This window comes from Arthrobacter sp. NPDC058130 (genome assembly GCF_042884475.1).
Lineage (GTDB): Bacteria > Actinomycetota > Actinomycetes > Actinomycetales > Micrococcaceae > Arthrobacter.
The window spans coordinates 89837-106253 of the sequence record NZ_JBHVTV010000006.1 but is presented as its reverse complement, the minus strand read 5'-3'; the positions used below and the strand labels follow the sequence as shown (position 1 = coordinate 106253).

Below are 16417 nucleotides of genomic sequence, written 5' to 3'. Positions count from 1 at the left end.
GCATGCCCTCTGTGGCATTCACACACGGTTACGCGGCCAATGGCGACCTCCGCATGTACTACGAGGTCCATGGCCACGCGCTGGCCGACCAGCCCCCGCTGTTGCTGATTCCCGGCGGGGGCTCGACCATCGAAACCAGCTTTGCCGGGCTCATCCCGGCGCTGCTGGCCGAGAGCCGCCAAGTGATCGCCGTCGATGAGGAAGGCCACGGCCGCACCGCCGCCACCGGCCGCCCGCTCACCGCCGAAGGCTCGGCCGAGGACGTCAAGGCCGTGCTGGATGCGCTCAATGTGGGCTTCGTGGATGTGCTCGGCTTCAGCGCCGGCGGCCACACCGCACTGGCGCTGGCCATGAAGTATCCGGCTTCCGTGCGGTGCCTCATCGCAGCGTCCTCCTTCGTCAGCCGGGACGCCGTCGGCGACGAGTTCTGGGAGGGCATGGCGAAGGCCACCCTCGATGAGATGCCGGAGGTGTACAAGGACGCAGACCGCCGGCTCAATCCGGAGCCCGGACACCTTGAGCGGATGTTCGAGCTGGACCGCCAGCGGATCCTGACCTTCCCCGGCTGGCCGGACGATGACCTGCGCCGCATCACGGCCAGCACGCTGGTGCTGAGCGCCGACCGCGACGTCATCAGCGCCGAACACGCCGTGCGCATGTCCCGCGTCATTCCGGGAGCACGCCTGATGATCGTGCCCGGCACCCACGGCGATTACCTGGGGGAGCTGGCCGCAAGCGGCGGCGACCTGCGGGCCATGCGGACCGCCATCCCGTACCTGCTGCGGTTCCTGGAAGAGTAGCTCCCGCCGCAGAGGCCCCCGCCGCCGCCGTGGCCCCCGCCGCAGGGGCCCCGCCGAAGTCGCCGGAAGCGTGCCGGCTCGCCGTAATTTTCCGGCGACCTCGCAGGGTTCCGGCGTGTTCGGGGCTGGGGGCGCGGACGGCGCTAAACTCACGCGCATGACAACTGTTGACGATCAGGGCCGCCCCGAACCTCCCCTTGCAGCCGACGAAGCCGCGACCCTTCTGGGTTTCCTGGACTTTCAGCGGGCCACGTTGGCGTGGAAGAGCGCCGGACTGGACGCGGCCGGCCTCGGGGCGACCACAGCTGCCTCATCGATGACGCTGGGCGGACTGCTGAAGCACATGGCCTATGTGGAGAGCGAGTGGTTTTCCCGTTCCCTGCACGCGCGGGACCGGGAAGCGCCGTTCGACACCGTGGATTGGAAGGCCACCCCGGACTGGGAGTGGGATTCCGCTGCGGAGGACACGCCGGAACAGCTGCGCACCCTGTGGCAGGACGCCGTGGACCGGTCCCGGCTCCGCGTGGCGGAAGCCCTGGCCGACGGCGGCCTGGACCAACTGGCCAAGCGCCCGTGGCCAGACGGTTCGGCGCCGAGCCTGCGCTGGATCCTCTGCCACATGATCGAGGAGTATGCCCGGCACAACGGCCACGCCGATCTCCTCCGCGAGGCAGTGGACGGCGAGACAGGCGAGTAGGCCCCGCGGGGTCGACGCTGAGGGTGGTCGGCCGTCCAAGCACGCCTCCAACCACCCGTTGCGCTATCAGAAATGGCGGTTATGGACGCCGAATGACGACCAGGACTGATATCGCAACTAGGTCACGACGACGGCGGGCGGCTCCCGCCGTCGTCGTCCCGTGCCCCTAGTAGGCCTTGACCCGCTGTTCGACGACGAGGTGGATCAGGGCGAACACCCGGTCATCGTCGATGGCGGCCAGCGCTGCTTCGAGGGCTGCCGGCACGTCCTTGTCCTGGGTGACGGTGATGCCGAAGCCGCCGAAGGCCCGCGCCATCAGGCCGAAGTCGGGGTTCTTCAGCTGCGTGCCCGACACCCGGGCCGGGTAGTGGCGTTCCTGGTGGGTGCGGATGGTGCCGTATTCCTGGTTGTCCATCACGATGATCAGCGGCGTGGCCCCGTACTGGGCCGCCGTCGCGAGCTCCTGGCCGTTCATCAGGAATTCCCCGTCGCCGGCAATGGTGACCACCCGGCGCTCCGGACTGGCCAGCGAGGCGGCGATCGCGGAGGGCACCGAGTACCCCATGGAGCCGTTCCGCGCGCTGATCATCGAGGCGTAGCGCCGGGTGGGGAAGTACCGGTGTGCCCAGTTGGTGTGCTCGCCGGCCCCGAACGTCACCAGCGCGTCCTCTGGCAGCTGCGGGACGAGGTTCGCCATCAGGGTGTCCATCTTCGCTGGCCCGTCGCCGGGGGCCGACGGCGGCAGGCTGGCGAAGGACTGCTGCTCGGCACGCATCCGGGCCGTCCACGCCTTCCACTCCTCTTTGACGGGGAGGTCGATGTTGGCCAGATCCCGGACGAAGGCCTCCGGCTTGGCCAGGATCTGGCGGGAGACCGGGCCGGAGCGGCCGCGCAGCGAGGGATCGATGGTGACCAGGAAATTCTTCTTGTTCCAGTCCTGCCGGCAGACGAAGCCGTCTGTGATCACGTCACCCGGAACGGTCCCGACGAAAACGAGCAGGTCGGTCTCCTCCAGGAGGTCATAGGTGGGGCGGGGCCGGCCGTAGCCGATCGGCCCCACATAGCTGGGGGAGTCGAAGGAGACGGTTCCCTGCGTGCGCCATTCCGCCGCGGCCGGGATGTGGTGCTTCTCGAGCCAATCGGTGAGCTCCCAGGCCGCTTCCTGGGTCCAGTCGTTCCCGCCGGTGACAAAGAGCGGCTTCTTGGACTGGGCCAGGGCTTCGGCCAGGGCGCCGGCGTCGGTGCTGCTCATGCCGCCTGCCGCCACCGGGATGGCTGGGTGCAGGGCCGGATCAATCTGGACCCGGATGACGTCCTCCGGCAGGCCCACGACCACCGGGCCGGGACGGCCGCTCATGGCCGCGAACATTGCCTCCGCCACAATTTCGGAGGCCCGCTCGGGGTGATCGAGGACCATCACGCGCTTGGCTCCCGTGTCGAACCACGCCTTGATGTCGAACTCCTGGAACGCCTCGCGGTCCCGGTGCGCGAACGGAATCAGTCCGACAAAGAGGAGCATGGGGGTGGAATCCTGCCACGCGGTGTGCAGGCCCACGTGGGCGTTCGCCGCCCCGGGCCCGCGGGTGACCATGGCGACGCCGGGGCGCTGGTTCAGCTTGCCGTCGGCCTCGGCCATGTAGGCGGCGCCGCCCTCGTGCCGGCAGACCACGGTCTCGATCTCAGAGCCGTGCAGTCCGTCGAGGACATCCAGGAAGCTTTCCCCCGGGACAACAAAGGTGCGTTCAACCCCGTGCGCCACGAGCGAATCAACGATCACGTGCCCGGCGGACTTGAGGGTGCTGCCGCCATTGAGGTTGTCCGGGATGGCCGCCAGGACCGTCTGGAGGGGTGTGAGGGTGTCGCCGTCGACTGGGTGCGCGTCGGTTGCGGTCATGGTGGATGCAGACTCCGTTTTCATCACTACTTGTCTTCTTGGGTTGGTTGGCGGGCATGGCATGTCCACTGAATTCAGCGGAGCGGTTGGGGGTGCCTAGTCTGTTTCCGGTCCGGTACAGAAGAAGCAGCCGTCTTCGCAAGTGTCGTTCGACGCCGGCGGCATGCCTTTGTGCGCGGCTGGCGGGTCGAGCTCCTGCAGAGTGCTAGGGCGGCCGGGACTCAGCGGGTTTCGAGGCTTCATGGAGGCTTTCAGGTTGTATGTCGAGTTGTGGGACTATTCGGCACCGGGATGATCGATTAGCGGATTGGAGTCCGGTTGGCCAGCACGGGCGCGGCGCCCGTGAAGCCGTCGCGGGTTTCGGCGATGTCGTGGATCTGTTTCCGGCAGGCGTACCAGCCGCCAACCATCAGCGCACAGGCCACCAGGGTCACCAGCAACGTAAGCGGGGAGTCGATGAAGACCATGACGAGCACGCCGAGCAGGAACGCCAGGGAGAGGTACCCGGTGTAGGGGGCGCCGAACATCCGGAAAGAGGGGCGCTCAAGCCAGCCCTTGGCTGCCCACCGTTGGAGCTGGATCTGGCAGAGCACGATGGTGGCCCAGGTGACAACGATGCCCACAGAGGCGACGTTCAGGACGATCTCGAACGCCTGGCCGGGAACCAGGTAGTTCAGAGGGACCCCAAGGAGGGAGACGCCGGCGGTGATGGCGATGCCGCCGTAGGGGACGCCGGCCTTGTTCATCCGCTGGGCAAACTTCGGGGCCGATCCGGCCACTGACATGGAGCGCAGGATGCGGCCGGTGGAGTACAGTCCGGCGTTCAGCGAGGACAGGGCGGCCGTGAGGACCACAAGGTTCATGATGACGTCCACGCCCTGGATGCCGATGGATCCGAAGAACGTCACAAAGGGGCTGACGCCTTTTTCGTATGAGGTGTAGGGCAGCAGCAGGGCGAGCAGGATGACGGAGCCGACATAAAAGACGGCGATGCGGAAGACCACGGAGTTGATGGCCTTGGGCATGATCTTTTCGGGGTTTTCGGTTTCGCCGGCGGCGGTGCCGATCAGTTCGATCGAGGCGTAGGCGAACAGCACGCCCTGCATGAGGATGATCATGGGCAGCAGGCCGTTGGGAAAGATGCCGCCGTTGTCGGTGATGAGACTGAAACCTACTTCCTGGCCTTCCACGGGGGTGCCGAACATAACGAAGTAGGTGCCGACCAGCAGGAACGCGACGAGGGCTGCGACCTTGATCAGGGCAAACCAGAACTCGAGTTCGCCGAACACCTTGACGGAGGCGAGGTTCAGGCAGAGAACCACGATGAGCGCGATCAGCGCCCAAGCCCACTGCGGTACGGCCCCCATCCAGGGGATGTATTTGCCGAAGAAGTTCATGTAGAGGGCCGCGGCGGTGATGTCCACGATCGTCGTGGTGGCCCAGTTGATCCAATAGAACCAGCCGGAGATGAACGCGGCTTTCTCTCCGTAGAATTCGCGGGCGTAGGACACGAAGGATCCTGACGAGGGCCGGTGCAGCACCAGTTCTCCCAGGGCGCGCAGGATCAGGAAGGCGAAGAAGCCGCAGACGGCGTAGGCGATGACCAGAGACGGGCCGGCCGCGTTGAGCCGGCCGCCGGCGCCCAGGAACAGGCCGGTTCCGATGGCGCCGCCGATCGCGATCATCTGGATCTGCCGGGGCTTCAGGCTCTTGTGGTATCCCGAGTCCTCGGCGTGGATCAAGGCATCCGAAGCGTGGGCGTGGCCACCATCTGCTTGGTACAAGCCAACCTCGTCATTGGGGTTGTTGGACATGGGTGTTCCTTTCGATCTGTGAGATCTAAATGGGTTCTGGAGGAAGATTGTGGGGGACAGCCAGGCGTCAGATCAGAAGATCGACCATCCGGTGCGGTCGGACAGGTCAGCGAGAGCCGCCGTGCCTGCCAGGGAATTTCCTTTGGAATCCAGCCGCGGGCTCCAGACGCAGATGGCGCACTCGCCGGGGACGATTGCCAGGATGCCGCCGCCCACACCGCTTTTCCCTGGAAGTCCCACGCGGTAGGCAAACTCGCCGGCTGCGTCATACATGCCGCAGGTCAGCATGATGGATCCGATGCGTTTGGCCTCGCTCCTGGAGATCACCGCGCCCCGCGCTCCGCGACCATCCTGCGCGAGGAAAAGGCCCGCCTTGGCGACTTCCACGCAGTTCATCATGATTGAGCACTGCCTGACGTAGTTCTCGACCACTGCCTGTGCCGGCCGCCGCAGGTTGCCGAATTCCTTCAGGAAGTGGGCGAGGGCCAGGTTGCGGCTGCTGCTGGAGAGTTCACTCCTTGCGGCCATTTCGTCGATGAAAGGACCCGGGTGACCCACCTGGCCGGTGAGGAAGCGCACGACCTGGGCGGCGGCGTCGGGAGATCTTTCCATCAGGTGGTCGGTTACCACCAGGGCGCCCGAATTGATGAAGGGGTTCCGTGGGATCCCGTGCTCGACCTCAAGCTGGACCAGGGAGTTGAAGGACGTCCCTGACGGCTCGCGAAGAACCCTGGACCACAACGAGCCGGAGCCATCGGCGCTGAGCGCCATCGCCAGGGTGAAGACCTTGGAGATGCTCTGGATTGAGAATGGAAGATCGGCGTCGCCGGAACTGAAAACTTCCCCGGACGTCGTGGCCACCGCGATGCCGAAACCGTCGAACGGCGGGGACTGCAGATGGGGAATATTTGCCGGAACTGACCCCGCTTCCGTCCGGGGCCGGTGGCTGCGGACAATGTCATCCAGTACCAGGCCAAGCGGCGGCGAATTGAGTGCTGTCATCATTTCTTGCCCAAGTGCTCCTTCTGCGTGCCGGCCCACTCCTGAATATGAAGCAGGGCGACCAGCGAATGGCGGGAATTGCCGAAGTCCAGTCCGGTGATCCGGCTGGCCTTGCCGATCCGGTAGTAGACGGTGTTCTTGTGCAGCTGCATCCGCTTCGCGCACTCGGCCACGTCCAGGCCGGCGTCGAAGAACGCACGCAGCGTCTCGGCCAGTTCCGCGTCGTCGCGGAGCAGGGCCCAGAGGCTGCGGTGCCGGAAGGCCGCCGTCGTAAAGTTCTCCACGGCGTCGCGGAACAGGATCTCGGCTTCGAAGTCGTCCACGGTGGCCACCGAGGCTTCGCCGGACCGGCGCATACAGCCCAGCAGCGCTTCGGATATTCCGGTCACGGAATGGATTGAGAGCAGATCGGGAACGACGGGTCCGACGGCGGCGAACGGGTTGATGCCGAGGTGCTTGCCGGCGTCTTTGACGATTGCCTCGGCCAGGCTCCGCAGCCCGGGCACTGCGTTGGCGGACTGGAGCCCGGGAAGGATCACGGCGGTGTCGCCGTGAAACTGTCCCACGATGGCTGACGGCTTGTAGGCCGCCGCATGGATTGACGCGAGGTTGGCCAGCTCGCCATGTTTGAGGGCGGCGTCGTCCATCCGGGCCTCGGACGCCGACAAGCCAAGCAGGATAAGGGCCGCGGGACGGTCCGCCGGGATCTTCTCGCTGTGCGCGCTCGCCGCAGCTTCCGCCGGACCGGACAGGAGCCGCACGATCCGGTCCTCGCGCATGTGCACGGACTGCTGGTTGCGGTACCGGATCAGCTCGGCGGAAGCGCGCGCGGCTGAGCCGGTGAGCACATAATCGACGTCGTCGCCGAATCCGGCGCCGGTTTCCTGGAGCCAGATATAGCCCATGATGCGGTCGCCGGCGAACAGGCTGATGGCCACCCGCTCCCGCAGGCCGTCCTGGGGCCGGGCGGGAACCCGGACGGGCAGGCGCGTCCGGTGCAGCTCGCGGTAGGCGCCGAGGTCCTTGAGCAGGAGTTCGTATTTGCGCGGGCCGCGCCGGGCCAGGATCGAGGCCTTGCGCAGCTCGTCAATGGCGTTGGTGACCGTGGAATACGCCAGGACCTTGTTGGCGGCGTCCTCGATCACCACGTGGCTCGAGGTCAGGCGGGCCGTGGTCTGGGCGACGGCAAAGAGGTCTTCCTCGAGCAGGGTCAGGACTTCGCTCTGGTAGCTGCGCGCCTGGATCCGGTCCTTGGCGATGGACAGCAGGCGGTCCCAGTCCGCGGTCGGGTCCACCAGCAGCAGCCCGGTTCCGGCGGCGCGCAGCAGCTCTTCCGCCTCGGCCAGTTCGTCCTGGCTGCCCTTGACGGCAAGGACCAGGGGAGGGTTTTTCAGGAGCCTTCGCACGGCCGGCAAGGCGGAGCGTCCGCGGACCCCGATCAGCAGGACGAACGCCGACCCGCCGTCGGAGGTCTCGTCGTCGGCGTCAACTATCAGGAAGCGTTCGATCGCCGCGTCCGTGCGGTCCGGCCGGAGCATGAGGCTGGCGAAACCGAGGGGGAGATCCGCGAGGATGTCGTCCACTGTAGCTGCGGCCATGGGCTTTCCTTCTGACATCGGCACCCGCCCGGACTGCTCTGTCCGGACACCTCATGCTATCCAGCGGCCAGTGCCGAAAATATGGAAAAGATCCTAAGTTACGCGACCAGTTTTAGGTCTGCGGACCAAGGCGTGCCGGATCCGTGGTGCACCGGATGCGTGCCGCGCTATTTGGCGGCGAGCGGCGCCACGTGCACGCTCACGCCCAGCTCGCGGATGCTCTCCTGCATTTCGAGCGGGAGCTGGCTGTCGGTGACCACGGCATCCAGCTTGTCCAGGGGCGCCACCCGGAACTTCGAGACCGTGCCGAACTTGGTGCTGTCCGCCAGCAGGAAGCACGACGACGACGCCTCCAGGGCCGCGAGCTTGATCTCCACCTTGTCCATCGAGGGGGTGGTCACGCCGCGGGACACGTTCCAGGTGCCGGTGCTGAGGAAGAAGAGGTCAATGTTGATGCCCTTGACCGCGTCAGCGGCGATCCGGCCGCAGCTGGAGGCGCTGGAGGGGTCCACGACGCCGCCGGTGTGAATGGTCTCCACATGCGGGTGGGCGAAGAGGCTGGTCACCACGTAGAAATCGTTCGTGACCACCGTGATGTTCTTGCGGGCCGCGAGATACGGCACCACGGACTGGCAGGTGGTTCCGGCGTCCAGGAACACCACCATGTCATCTTCCACGAACTGCGCGGCGAGCTCCGCGATGGCCTGCTTGCGCGGCAGCTCCAGCTGGGCCCGGAATTCCCGCTCCCGCGGCGGCTCCTGGCTGGTCCAGTCCGCGAGCCGGACACCGCCGGGCACCGACGCCACCTGGCCCTGTTCCTCCAGCGCCGTGATGTCCCGCCGCACGGTCATGTGCGAGACGTTCATGTAGTCCGTGAGGCTGCGGATGCTCAGAACACCCTCGCGGCGCAGCAGGCGCAGGATCTCCTGGTGGCGCTGTTCCGGGATGAGCGGTCGGGTTGGCTGGTTCACGCGGGGCTCCTTCGGGACGCGGACGTAACAAGTCTAACAATTTTTCACAGGGTGTTCATATTTGTGAAGATTTGGGCTAATCTTTTAAATCATGTTAACCAAGTTTGAAGTACTCGAAACGATCGTCCGCACCGGCGCCCTGCTCATCGCTCGGCTGGACTCGGCCGACGAGGCCTACCGGGTGGCGGAGGCGGCCATCGACGGCGGCATCCGCGCCGTCGAGATCCCGCTGACCGTGCCCGGCGCCCTCGGCGTCATCGAGCGGCTCGCCGACAAGTACGCCGACCAGGGGATCGTCGTCGGAGCGGGCACCGTGCTCGACGCCGAGGCTGCCTACGCCGCAGTGTCCGCCGGGGCGCGGCTGCTGGTCAGCCCGCAGCTCAACCCGAACATGATCGCCGCGGCCAACCGCTACCAGGCCGTCACGGCCAGCGGAGCCTTCACCCCCACGGAGGTGCTCAACACGCTCGAGGCCGGCGCCGACATCGTGAAGCTCTTCCCGGCCGAGCTCGGCGGCCCCGCCTACGTCAAGACGATCATGGCGCCGCTGCCGCAGGCACCGATCATGCCGTCCGGGGGAGTGACCCCGGAAAACGTCGGCGCGTGGTTTGCCGCCGGGGTGACGGCCGTCGGCGTCGGCAGCTTCGTCACCAAGGCCGCACAGAACGACGGCGACTACGGGCTGGTTGCCCGCGCTGCCCGGACGTTCCTCGACGCGATAGACAACGCCCGCCAGTAGTCGCTGGCATCAAACGAAAATCCGACAGAAACTGTCAACAGAACACAAAGGAGTGAGCTGCATGAGCCACGCTTCCGCAGAAATCGCAACATCCGAGGTGAAGCCCGCGAAGAGCGTGCGGATCAGGTGGTACCTGGTCGCGCTGCTCGTGATCGGCGGCATCATCAACTACCTGGACCGCAACAACCTGAGCATCGCCAACACCACGATCGCTAAGGAGTTCGGCCTGAATGCCCTGCAAATGGGCCTGCTGCTGTCCGCATTTTCCTGGCCGTACGCCATCGCGAACTTGCCCGCCGGCTACCTCGTGGACAGGTTCGGCCCGAAGCGGATGTTCGCGTGGGCCGCGGGACTGTGGTCCATCATCTCGATGCTCTCGTCGCTCGCCAACTCCTTCGGTTTCCTCTACGCCGCCCGCGTGGCACTCGGCATCGCCGAGTCCCCGTTTTTCACCTCCGGGCTCAAAGTGGCCGACAAGTGGTTTAACAAATCCGAACGTGCACTTCCGGTCTCCATCATTAACACCGGCTCCCAGCTCGCCAACGCGATCGCCCCGCCTCTGCTGACGTTCCTGATGCTGACCATGAGCTGGCGGGGCATGTTCCTCGTGATCGGCGCCCTGGGCATTGTGATTGCCCTCGTCTGGCTCCGGATCTACCGTGACCCCACCCTGAAGGAACAGTTCATCATCAAGGGTGACGAGTTCGAGGAACAGCAGCTGCCCAAGGAAAAGCAGGCCGGCTGGGGCGAACTGCTCAAGAAGCAGAACACCTGGTTCATGGTCCTTGGCGCCTTCGGCATCTTCTACACCGTCTGGGTGTACCTCACCTGGCTTCCGAGCTACCTGCAGACCGCCCGCGGCTTCAGCCTGAGCCAGATCGGCTGGCTCGCCGGACTGCCGTTCCTCTGCGGCATCATCGGCGTCCTCACCGGCGGCATTCTCTCCGGCAAGCTGATCAAGCGCGGCGTTCCCACCATCACCTCACGCAAGATCCCGATCGTGGGCGGCGCCCTGCTCGCCGCCGCCGCGGTCCTCCCGGTGGCCTACGTGGAGAACACTGCCCTGGCGATCGTGCTGCTTTCCGTCGGCTATTTCGCGGCCCAGGTGCCGATCGGCGTGCTGTGGACCCTGGCCTCGGACATCGCGGATTCCAACCAGGTGGCATCCCTGGGCGCCATCCAGAACTTCGGCGGGTTCCTCGGCGCCGCCGTGGCACCGATCGTCACGGGTTACATCCTGACCGAAACCGGCGGCAACTACACGCTGGTGTTCGTGATTGGCGGCCTGCTGCTGATTGTCGGCGCCCTGTCCTACGGCATCTTCGTCAAGGACCGCCGCCCGGCTGCCCGGGCCTGACCCCTACCCGAGCGAAGTTCAAGGAAGAACAGGCACTTGACTACCATCCTCCCCAGAGTGTTCTTTGTGATCGGGCCGGCCGGCTCCGGGAAATCCAGCGTCAGCCGGCTCATCGCCCGGCAGTTCGGGGCCGCGTACATCGACAAGGACACGGCCACCATCCGGTTCACCGAGCTGCTGCTCAAGCTCAACAACTCGGACCCGAATGAGCGGGACAACAACGAGTTCTACCAAACCACCATCATGCCGCTGGAGTACGCGTCCATCCTGGACCTCACCCGCGACAACCTGATGGCCGGGAACTCCGTGGTCCTGGACGCGCCGTTCGGGAAATACTTCCCGGATGAGGACTACCTCGCCAAGATCCGGGTTCGCCACGATTGGCCCGAGGCGGAACTGGTGGTGGTGCACGTTAAGCTGGCCGGCGAGGCGCTCCGGGCGCGACTGATTGCACGCGGCTACCCGCGGGACGAATGGAAACTGGCGAACTGGGAAACGTTCTGGTCCGGCGCCCAGGCCAATTCCTGCCACTGGTCCGGTGCCCGTCACCTGGAGTTCGACAACAGCGCCGCGGCCGCCGACGTCACCGTGTTCGCCGCGGCCCTGGCGGCGGACGAGGCCCGGAGCCTGCCCGTGCAAGGTCAGGGCGTCAGCTGACCGTAGTGAAACGGGAAAACCCCATCCATTGCTCCATAAGTGCCGTTATGACTCCTCAAAAGGGCGTCTGCGGAGCAATCGATGGGGTTTTTGCCTGGCGAGGCCGCTCGACAGGGGTACTGGCAGTCACTCCCGGGCCAGCACGGCCGCGGGCGATCCTGCTGGCGCTCGCGGCCGTGGCCGTACTCAACATTGGCACCACAGCCGCCATGATCCGCCGGAAGCCGCAGGCGGACAGCGGACCGGCAACCGCGACCGGCCAGGACGACGACGGTCCGGCGCTGTCCCGGGCGGGCGTCGCCGCCGTCGTCCTCGCGTTCATTGCCCTGCAGGCAAGCAACAGTGCTGCGGTGTCGATCATGGGGCTCTTCGTGACTGGCCGGCTGAGTGCCCGGTTCTCCAGCCACACTCTGATCACCTCAGGCTGTCTTGCCGGGATTGCGTATTACGCCGCCATGGCCTTCGTCGCGGACCCCGTCGGCCTGATCGCCCTCCAGATCCTCAATGCGTGGTTCTTTGCGATCGTCGCCGGGATCGGCCTGACCCTGTTTCAGCAGATCATTCCCCGTCCGGGGCTGGCCTCTGGCCTCTTTGTGAACACCCGGCGCGTCGGCGCGATTGTGTCCGGACCCATCATCGCCTTCGGATCGATGACCGCACTCGGATACCAGGGAATATTTGCGGCCAGCGCAGGGCTCGCCGTCGTGACCCTGGCCGCCATCCTGCTGACGCGGAGGTTGAAGGCCGCCGTTCCGGAACCGGACGCCGACCGGTCTAAGCCGGGCGCGGCGTGTGGCGCGCATTGGCGCAGTCGGGACCGTCATCATGGAGTGTTGGTGCGTCATTTGCGGAACCCCACGTCCGCCGCACCGCCACTGATGCCGACGCACACAGGAGAACGCATGGACTCGCCCCCGGAGCTGATCGACTTCACCGCGGCCGGCCGCAGTTCCGCCGATCTGGACGTGGCGTGGATCCACGGATCAGAGTCCGCGAAACACAACACGGACCCGGACATCCAGGTCCACGCCTGCGACGAGCACACGTTCATCCTGCGCCAGAACATGGCCGTCAACTACGAGGCGCCGTTCATGTTCCTGCTGTTCGGCAACGACCGGGCCGTGCTCATCGACACCGGCGCCACCGCATCCGCGGACTTCTTCCCCCTGCGCCGCGTTGTCGACGGCCTGGTGGACACGTGGCTCGCCGCGCATCCCCGCGACGAATACCGGCTCCTGGTCCTCCACACGCATCCGCACGGCGACCATGTTGCCGGGGACGCCCAGTTCGCCGGCCGGCCCGACACCGTTCTGGTGGACGCGGGTCGGGAGAGCGCATGGGAATTCTTTGGGTTCGGCGACGGATCTGGGGACATCGACGACGCCGTTCAAACGGCGCACGTGGATCTGGGCGGACGCGTCCTGGAATGCTGGCCCAGCCCGGGGCACCACAACGCGGCGGTCACGTTCTACGATCCCCACACAGGGTTCCTGCTCACAGGAGACACGGTCTACCCGGGCCGCCTGTACATCCACGACTGGCCCGCGTTTGTCCGCACCATCGACCGGCTGATCCGGTTCAGCGGCACGCACCCCGTCACCCACGTCCTGGGCTGCCACATCGAAATGTCGCGGGATCCCGGCGTCGACTATCCGATCTTCACCACCTACCAGCCCGAAGAGCCCCCACTGCAGATGACAGTGGACCAACTCCGGGAGATCCGCCGGGCCGCCGACGAGGCGGGCGGACGCCCGGGCCGGCACGTGTTCCCCGGCTTCATCCTCTGCCTAGACGAGGCCTGACGGGCAACATTTCACCGGAGGCCGCCATGGGTTCGCCCCAACCCACGCGCCCACGCGAGAGGGCACTCCGTGGCAATGTTTGTGAAAAACACTGCCACGAAGTGCCCTCTCGGCGGATCCTGCGGCGGGTGACGGTTCCTAAAGCGCGCCCTGGTCCGGGGTCCCGGCGGGGATCGGCTCGTGGCGGGCCACTTCGACCGGGCTCTGGAGCAGCCCGTCGAGGGAGGCGTTGAGCCGTTTGACCGGTTCGCCTGCGCCGTGGGCGTCGAGCAGTTCGGCGGATTCCCACTTCTCGATCATGAGGATCTGGCCCTCGGGAGTCTCATGGATGGCGTAGAGGAGGCAGCCGGGTTCCTCGTGGACCTCGGCAATGGCCGGGGAGAGGGCCGCGACGACCTCGTCGAAGGATCCCTCTTTGGGGGTGAACATGGCGGTGACGACGACGGGCATGGTTTTCCTTAGTGGGTAGGGAGGTTGGCGAGGGTGAGCGGGGCGCAGCTGTTGCGGGGCAGGAAATCGGCCTTGACCTCGATGAGCCGCGGGCCTTCGGGGAACTTGCCCTGCATCCGGCCGAGCACGAGTTCAAGGGCATGGACGGCCAGCATGTCCAGCGGCTGGCGGATCACGCTCAGCGGCGGGGACATCAGTTCTGTCCACGGATTGTCATCGAAGACGATCACCGAGAGATCATCCGGAATCCGGACCCCCTTCTGGACAAGCCGCCGGACCGAGCTCTGCACCTGGGCGGTGTTGCCCACGATGAGGGCCGTGGGCGGCTGCGGCATGGCAAGCAGGGAGCCGACGGCATCGCCGCCGGCGTCCCCGCGGAACGGCACATCGCGGATGAGTAGGGGGTCAACCGGAAGGGACGCGCTGACGTGCGCCGCGGTGTAGCCGCTGATCCTGGCCGCGCCCGTTGAGGTGCTCCGGGGCCCGGTAATAAGGGCGATCCTGGTGTGGCCGAGGCCGATCAGGTACTCCGTGGAGCGCTGGGCGGAGTCATAGTTTTCAATGCTGACGACGTCGGCCTCGCCGAGTTCCTCGATGGTGCGGTCAACGAAGACCACATTCACGCCGAGGTCCTGCAGGCGGGCCCATTTCTCAACGTTCCCGCCCGTGGGGGTAGCTATGACCCCGCTCACGGACCGGTCCAACAGCGTATCCAGCGATTCCGCTTCCAGATGCGGATCCTCCTGGGTGGTCATCAGGACAACCTGCACGCCGTGGCTGCGGGCCTCCCACACGATGCGGTCAGCTAGCCGCGCGAAGAACGGGTTGGAGAGGTCCGTGACCACGAGTCCGATGGTGAGGGCATGGCCCGCGCTGAGCTCGCGGGCGGCCGCCCGGGGACGGTAGCCGAGTTCGTCGATGACCCTGAGAACTTCTTGCCGTTTTGCCGGCGCAACGGGTCCGGAGTCCGGGTTCAGGACCCGGGACACGACAGAGACCGAGACTCCCGCAGCCGCCGCGACATCGCGAATGGTTGGGGCCTTCTTCAATGCTCCTCCTTGAGGTCCGCTATCGGCGGCCGATGACCGCGGGCTGTCCATCCGCCCTGCGATCCTTGCCCGTTCAACTGCGTTCGATTGTGACTGTTGACACAGACTAACACGGACTGGTACAAATGTGGAACCGGTTCCACTCCGGTCCTAAACTCCATTCGCGACGACGACGTTGCTCCGCCTTCAGGCGGGGGTCCGATGCGAACGTCAACCAGAGAGATCCCCATGAATCTTCACAAACTCCTCAGCGACCGCGAGCAGGAAGGCCGTCCCATCAGGGTTGGCCTGATTGGTGCCGGCCGTTATGGCACCATGTACCTGGCGCAGGCGAACAACATCCCGGGCGTCCACGTCGTAGCCATCGCAGACATCAACGTCAAGCGCGCAGAAGGCGCCTTCGATCTCGTCGGGTGGCCCAAAGACCAGATCGCGCCGGACATCGCTACCGCACTCCGGGACCGCTCCACGACGATCGTGGCCAACGCGGACGAGCTCTTCGACGTCGACATCGACGTCATCGTGGAAGCGACGGGCAACCCCATCGTGGGTGTGAAGCATGCACTGCGCGCCATCGAAACGAAGAAGCACATCATCATGGTCACCGTTGAGGCCGACGCCCTGGCAGGTCCCGCCCTAGCCAAGCGTGCGGAAGCCGCCGGTGTTGTCTACTCGATGGCTTATGGCGACCAGCCGGCCCTCATCATGGAACTCGTGGACTGGGCACGCACCAGTGGTTTCGACGTCGTCTGCGCCGGCAAGGGCGCCAAGTATCTCGAGCACTATCACGAGATGAACCCGGACAACGTCTGGGAGAACTGGGAGTTCTCCAAGGAACTCACCGACTCCGGGCAGCTGAACCCCAACATGCACACCTCATTCCGTGACGGAACCAAGGCTTCCATCGAGATGGCCGCCGTCGCCAACGGCGCCGGCCTGGTGCCCTCGGACAACGGCCTGAGCTTCACGCCCGGCAACGTCGAAGAAATCGCCACGATCTGCCGCCCCGCCGACGTCGGGGGAGCCCTCGCCCACGAAGGCAGCGTCGACGTCATGTCCAGCGTCAACCGCGACGGCACCTGGATCCCCCACAACACCCAGGAAGGCGTGTTCGTCGTCGTCAAGGCCACGAACGACTACGTGTCCGGCTGCTTCAACGAGTACCCGTGGCACCCGGACCCCACCGGCCAGTACGCCGCACTGTACCGCCCGTACCACTACGTGGGCCTGGAGCTGAACATGTCCATCGCCAACGCCGTACTTCGGGGGATCTCCACGGGTTCACCGATCGGGTTCTTCGGCGACGTCGTCGCGACAGCCAAGAAGGACCTCAAAGCCGGTGAATTCCTCGACGGCGAAGGCGGATACACGGTCTGGGGCAAGCTCGTTTCGGCCAGGCACTCCGTCGCAACCGGGGCCCTCCCGGTGGCGCTGGCCCACCACGTCGAACTGCGCAACGACGTCGCCAAGGGCGAGATCGTCGGCTGGGACGACGTCATTATTGACGACTCCCTGGCCCAGGCTCTTGAACTGCGCCGCGAAACCGAAGCACTCGTGACGGAACCCGCCCTCAGCGCCTGACGCTCC

14 protein-coding genes are annotated in these 16417 nt (G+C 65.9%); 7 read left to right on the top strand and 7 right to left on the bottom strand.

All coding sequences use genetic code 11. The features are described 5' to 3' along the window. Window positions 1-11 precede the first annotated feature (11 nt). Window positions 12-800 (top strand): alpha/beta fold hydrolase, encoded by a 789-nt coding sequence (locus ACFVTM_RS12520; RefSeq protein ID WP_390203788.1) that lies wholly within the window; start codon window positions 12-14, stop codon window positions 798-800. Between the two features lie 157 nt (window positions 801-957). Further along, window positions 958-1497, top strand: a complete 540-nt coding sequence (locus ACFVTM_RS12515; RefSeq protein ID WP_390203787.1) for a DinB family protein — start codon at window positions 958-960, stop codon at window positions 1495-1497. A 166-nt stretch (window positions 1498-1663) separates the two neighbouring features. Here ACFVTM_RS12515 and ACFVTM_RS12510 read toward each other — a convergent pair whose 3' ends face one another. The 5 genes from ACFVTM_RS12510 to ACFVTM_RS12490 form a co-directional block, all read right to left on the bottom strand. Continuing rightward, window positions 1664-3391 (bottom strand): thiamine pyrophosphate-dependent enzyme, encoded by a 1728-nt coding sequence (locus ACFVTM_RS12510; RefSeq protein ID WP_390203786.1) that lies wholly within the window; start codon window positions 3389-3391, stop codon window positions 1664-1666. A gap of 299 nt (window positions 3392-3690) precedes the next feature. Beyond that, window positions 3691-5205, bottom strand: a complete 1515-nt coding sequence (locus ACFVTM_RS12505; protein ID WP_390203785.1) for an amino acid permease — start codon at window positions 5203-5205, stop codon at window positions 3691-3693. Between the two features lie 72 nt (window positions 5206-5277). Further along, window positions 5278-6210, bottom strand: coding sequence for a glutaminase (locus ACFVTM_RS12500; protein WP_390203784.1), 933 nt, complete (start codon window positions 6208-6210; stop codon window positions 5278-5280). After that, window positions 6207-7805 (bottom strand): PucR family transcriptional regulator, encoded by a 1599-nt coding sequence (locus tag ACFVTM_RS12495; RefSeq protein WP_390203783.1) that lies wholly within the window; start codon window positions 7803-7805, stop codon window positions 6207-6209. Before ACFVTM_RS12495 ends, ACFVTM_RS12500 begins: the two co-directional genes overlap by 4 nt. A 167-nt stretch (window positions 7806-7972) precedes the next feature. After that, the gene (locus ACFVTM_RS12490) at window positions 7973-8776 is read right to left on the bottom strand and encodes a DeoR/GlpR family DNA-binding transcription regulator (protein ID WP_390203782.1); all 804 of its coding nucleotides are present in this window, start codon (window positions 8774-8776) and stop codon (window positions 7973-7975) included. A gap of 91 nt (window positions 8777-8867) precedes the next feature. Between ACFVTM_RS12490 and ACFVTM_RS12485 the strand changes: the two genes are divergently transcribed. From ACFVTM_RS12485 to ACFVTM_RS12470, 4 genes are all read left to right on the top strand, one after another. After that, window positions 8868-9515, top strand: a complete 648-nt coding sequence (locus tag ACFVTM_RS12485) for a bifunctional 4-hydroxy-2-oxoglutarate aldolase/2-dehydro-3-deoxy-phosphogluconate aldolase (RefSeq protein ID WP_390203781.1) — start codon at window positions 8868-8870, stop codon at window positions 9513-9515. Window positions 9516-9576: 61 nt separating this feature from the next. After that, window positions 9577-10872, top strand: a complete 1296-nt coding sequence (locus tag ACFVTM_RS12480; RefSeq protein WP_390203780.1) for an MFS transporter — start codon at window positions 9577-9579, stop codon at window positions 10870-10872. Between the two features lie 36 nt (window positions 10873-10908). Then, window positions 10909-11529: an AAA family ATPase gene (locus ACFVTM_RS12475; RefSeq protein WP_390203779.1), complete on the top strand. Its 621-nt coding sequence runs from the start codon at window positions 10909-10911 to the stop codon at window positions 11527-11529. Between the two features lie 47 nt (window positions 11530-11576). Further along, window positions 11577-13331, top strand: coding sequence for an MBL fold metallo-hydrolase (locus ACFVTM_RS12470; RefSeq protein ID WP_390203778.1), 1755 nt, complete (start codon window positions 11577-11579; stop codon window positions 13329-13331). 138 nt (window positions 13332-13469) lie between these two features. Here ACFVTM_RS12470 and ACFVTM_RS12465 read toward each other — a convergent pair whose 3' ends face one another. Together ACFVTM_RS12465 and ACFVTM_RS12460 are read right to left on the bottom strand one after the other, a co-directional pair. After that, on the bottom strand, window positions 13470-13781 hold the full coding sequence (locus ACFVTM_RS12465; protein WP_390203777.1) for a putative quinol monooxygenase: 312 nt from the start codon (window positions 13779-13781) through the stop codon (window positions 13470-13472). An 8-nt stretch (window positions 13782-13789) separates the two neighbouring features. Next, window positions 13790-14830 (bottom strand): LacI family DNA-binding transcriptional regulator, encoded by a 1041-nt coding sequence (locus ACFVTM_RS12460; protein ID WP_390203776.1) that lies wholly within the window; start codon window positions 14828-14830, stop codon window positions 13790-13792. A 228-nt stretch (window positions 14831-15058) separates the two neighbouring features. On the opposite strand from ACFVTM_RS12460, the gene ACFVTM_RS12455 reads away from it, so the two are divergent. Beyond that, a complete protein-coding gene (locus tag ACFVTM_RS12455; RefSeq protein WP_390203775.1) occupies window positions 15059-16411 on the top strand; it encodes an NAD(P)H-dependent oxidoreductase in 1353 nt (450 codons plus the stop codon). Window positions 16412-16417 lie beyond the last annotated feature (6 nt).

Bases quoted from the DNA above. Each gene is read 5' to 3' on its own strand.
- ACFVTM_RS12515 (WP_390203787.1), top strand. From the start codon at position 958: ATGACAACTGTTGACGATCAGGGCCGCCCCGAACCTCCCCTTGCAGCC.
- ACFVTM_RS12510 (WP_390203786.1), bottom strand. From the start codon at position 3,391: ATGACCGCAACCGACGCGCACCCAGTCGACGGCGACACCCTCACACCC.
- ACFVTM_RS12505 (WP_390203785.1), bottom strand. From the start codon at position 5,205: ATGTCCAACAACCCCAATGACGAGGTTGGCTTGTACCAAGCAGATGGT.
- ACFVTM_RS12500 (WP_390203784.1), bottom strand. From the start codon at position 6,210: ATGATGACAGCACTCAATTCGCCGCCGCTTGGCCTGGTACTGGATGAC.
- ACFVTM_RS12495 (WP_390203783.1), bottom strand. From the start codon at position 7,805: ATGGCCGCAGCTACAGTGGACGACATCCTCGCGGATCTCCCCCTCGGT.
- ACFVTM_RS12485 (WP_390203781.1), top strand. From the start codon at position 8,868: ATGTTAACCAAGTTTGAAGTACTCGAAACGATCGTCCGCACCGGCGCC.
- ACFVTM_RS12480 (WP_390203780.1), top strand. From the start codon at position 9,577: ATGAGCCACGCTTCCGCAGAAATCGCAACATCCGAGGTGAAGCCCGCG.
- ACFVTM_RS12470 (WP_390203778.1), top strand. From the start codon at position 11,577: ATGACTCCTCAAAAGGGCGTCTGCGGAGCAATCGATGGGGTTTTTGCC.
- ACFVTM_RS12465 (WP_390203777.1), bottom strand. From the start codon at position 13,781: ATGCCCGTCGTCGTCACCGCCATGTTCACCCCCAAAGAGGGATCCTTC.
- ACFVTM_RS12455 (WP_390203775.1), top strand. From the start codon at position 15,059: ATGAATCTTCACAAACTCCTCAGCGACCGCGAGCAGGAAGGCCGTCCC.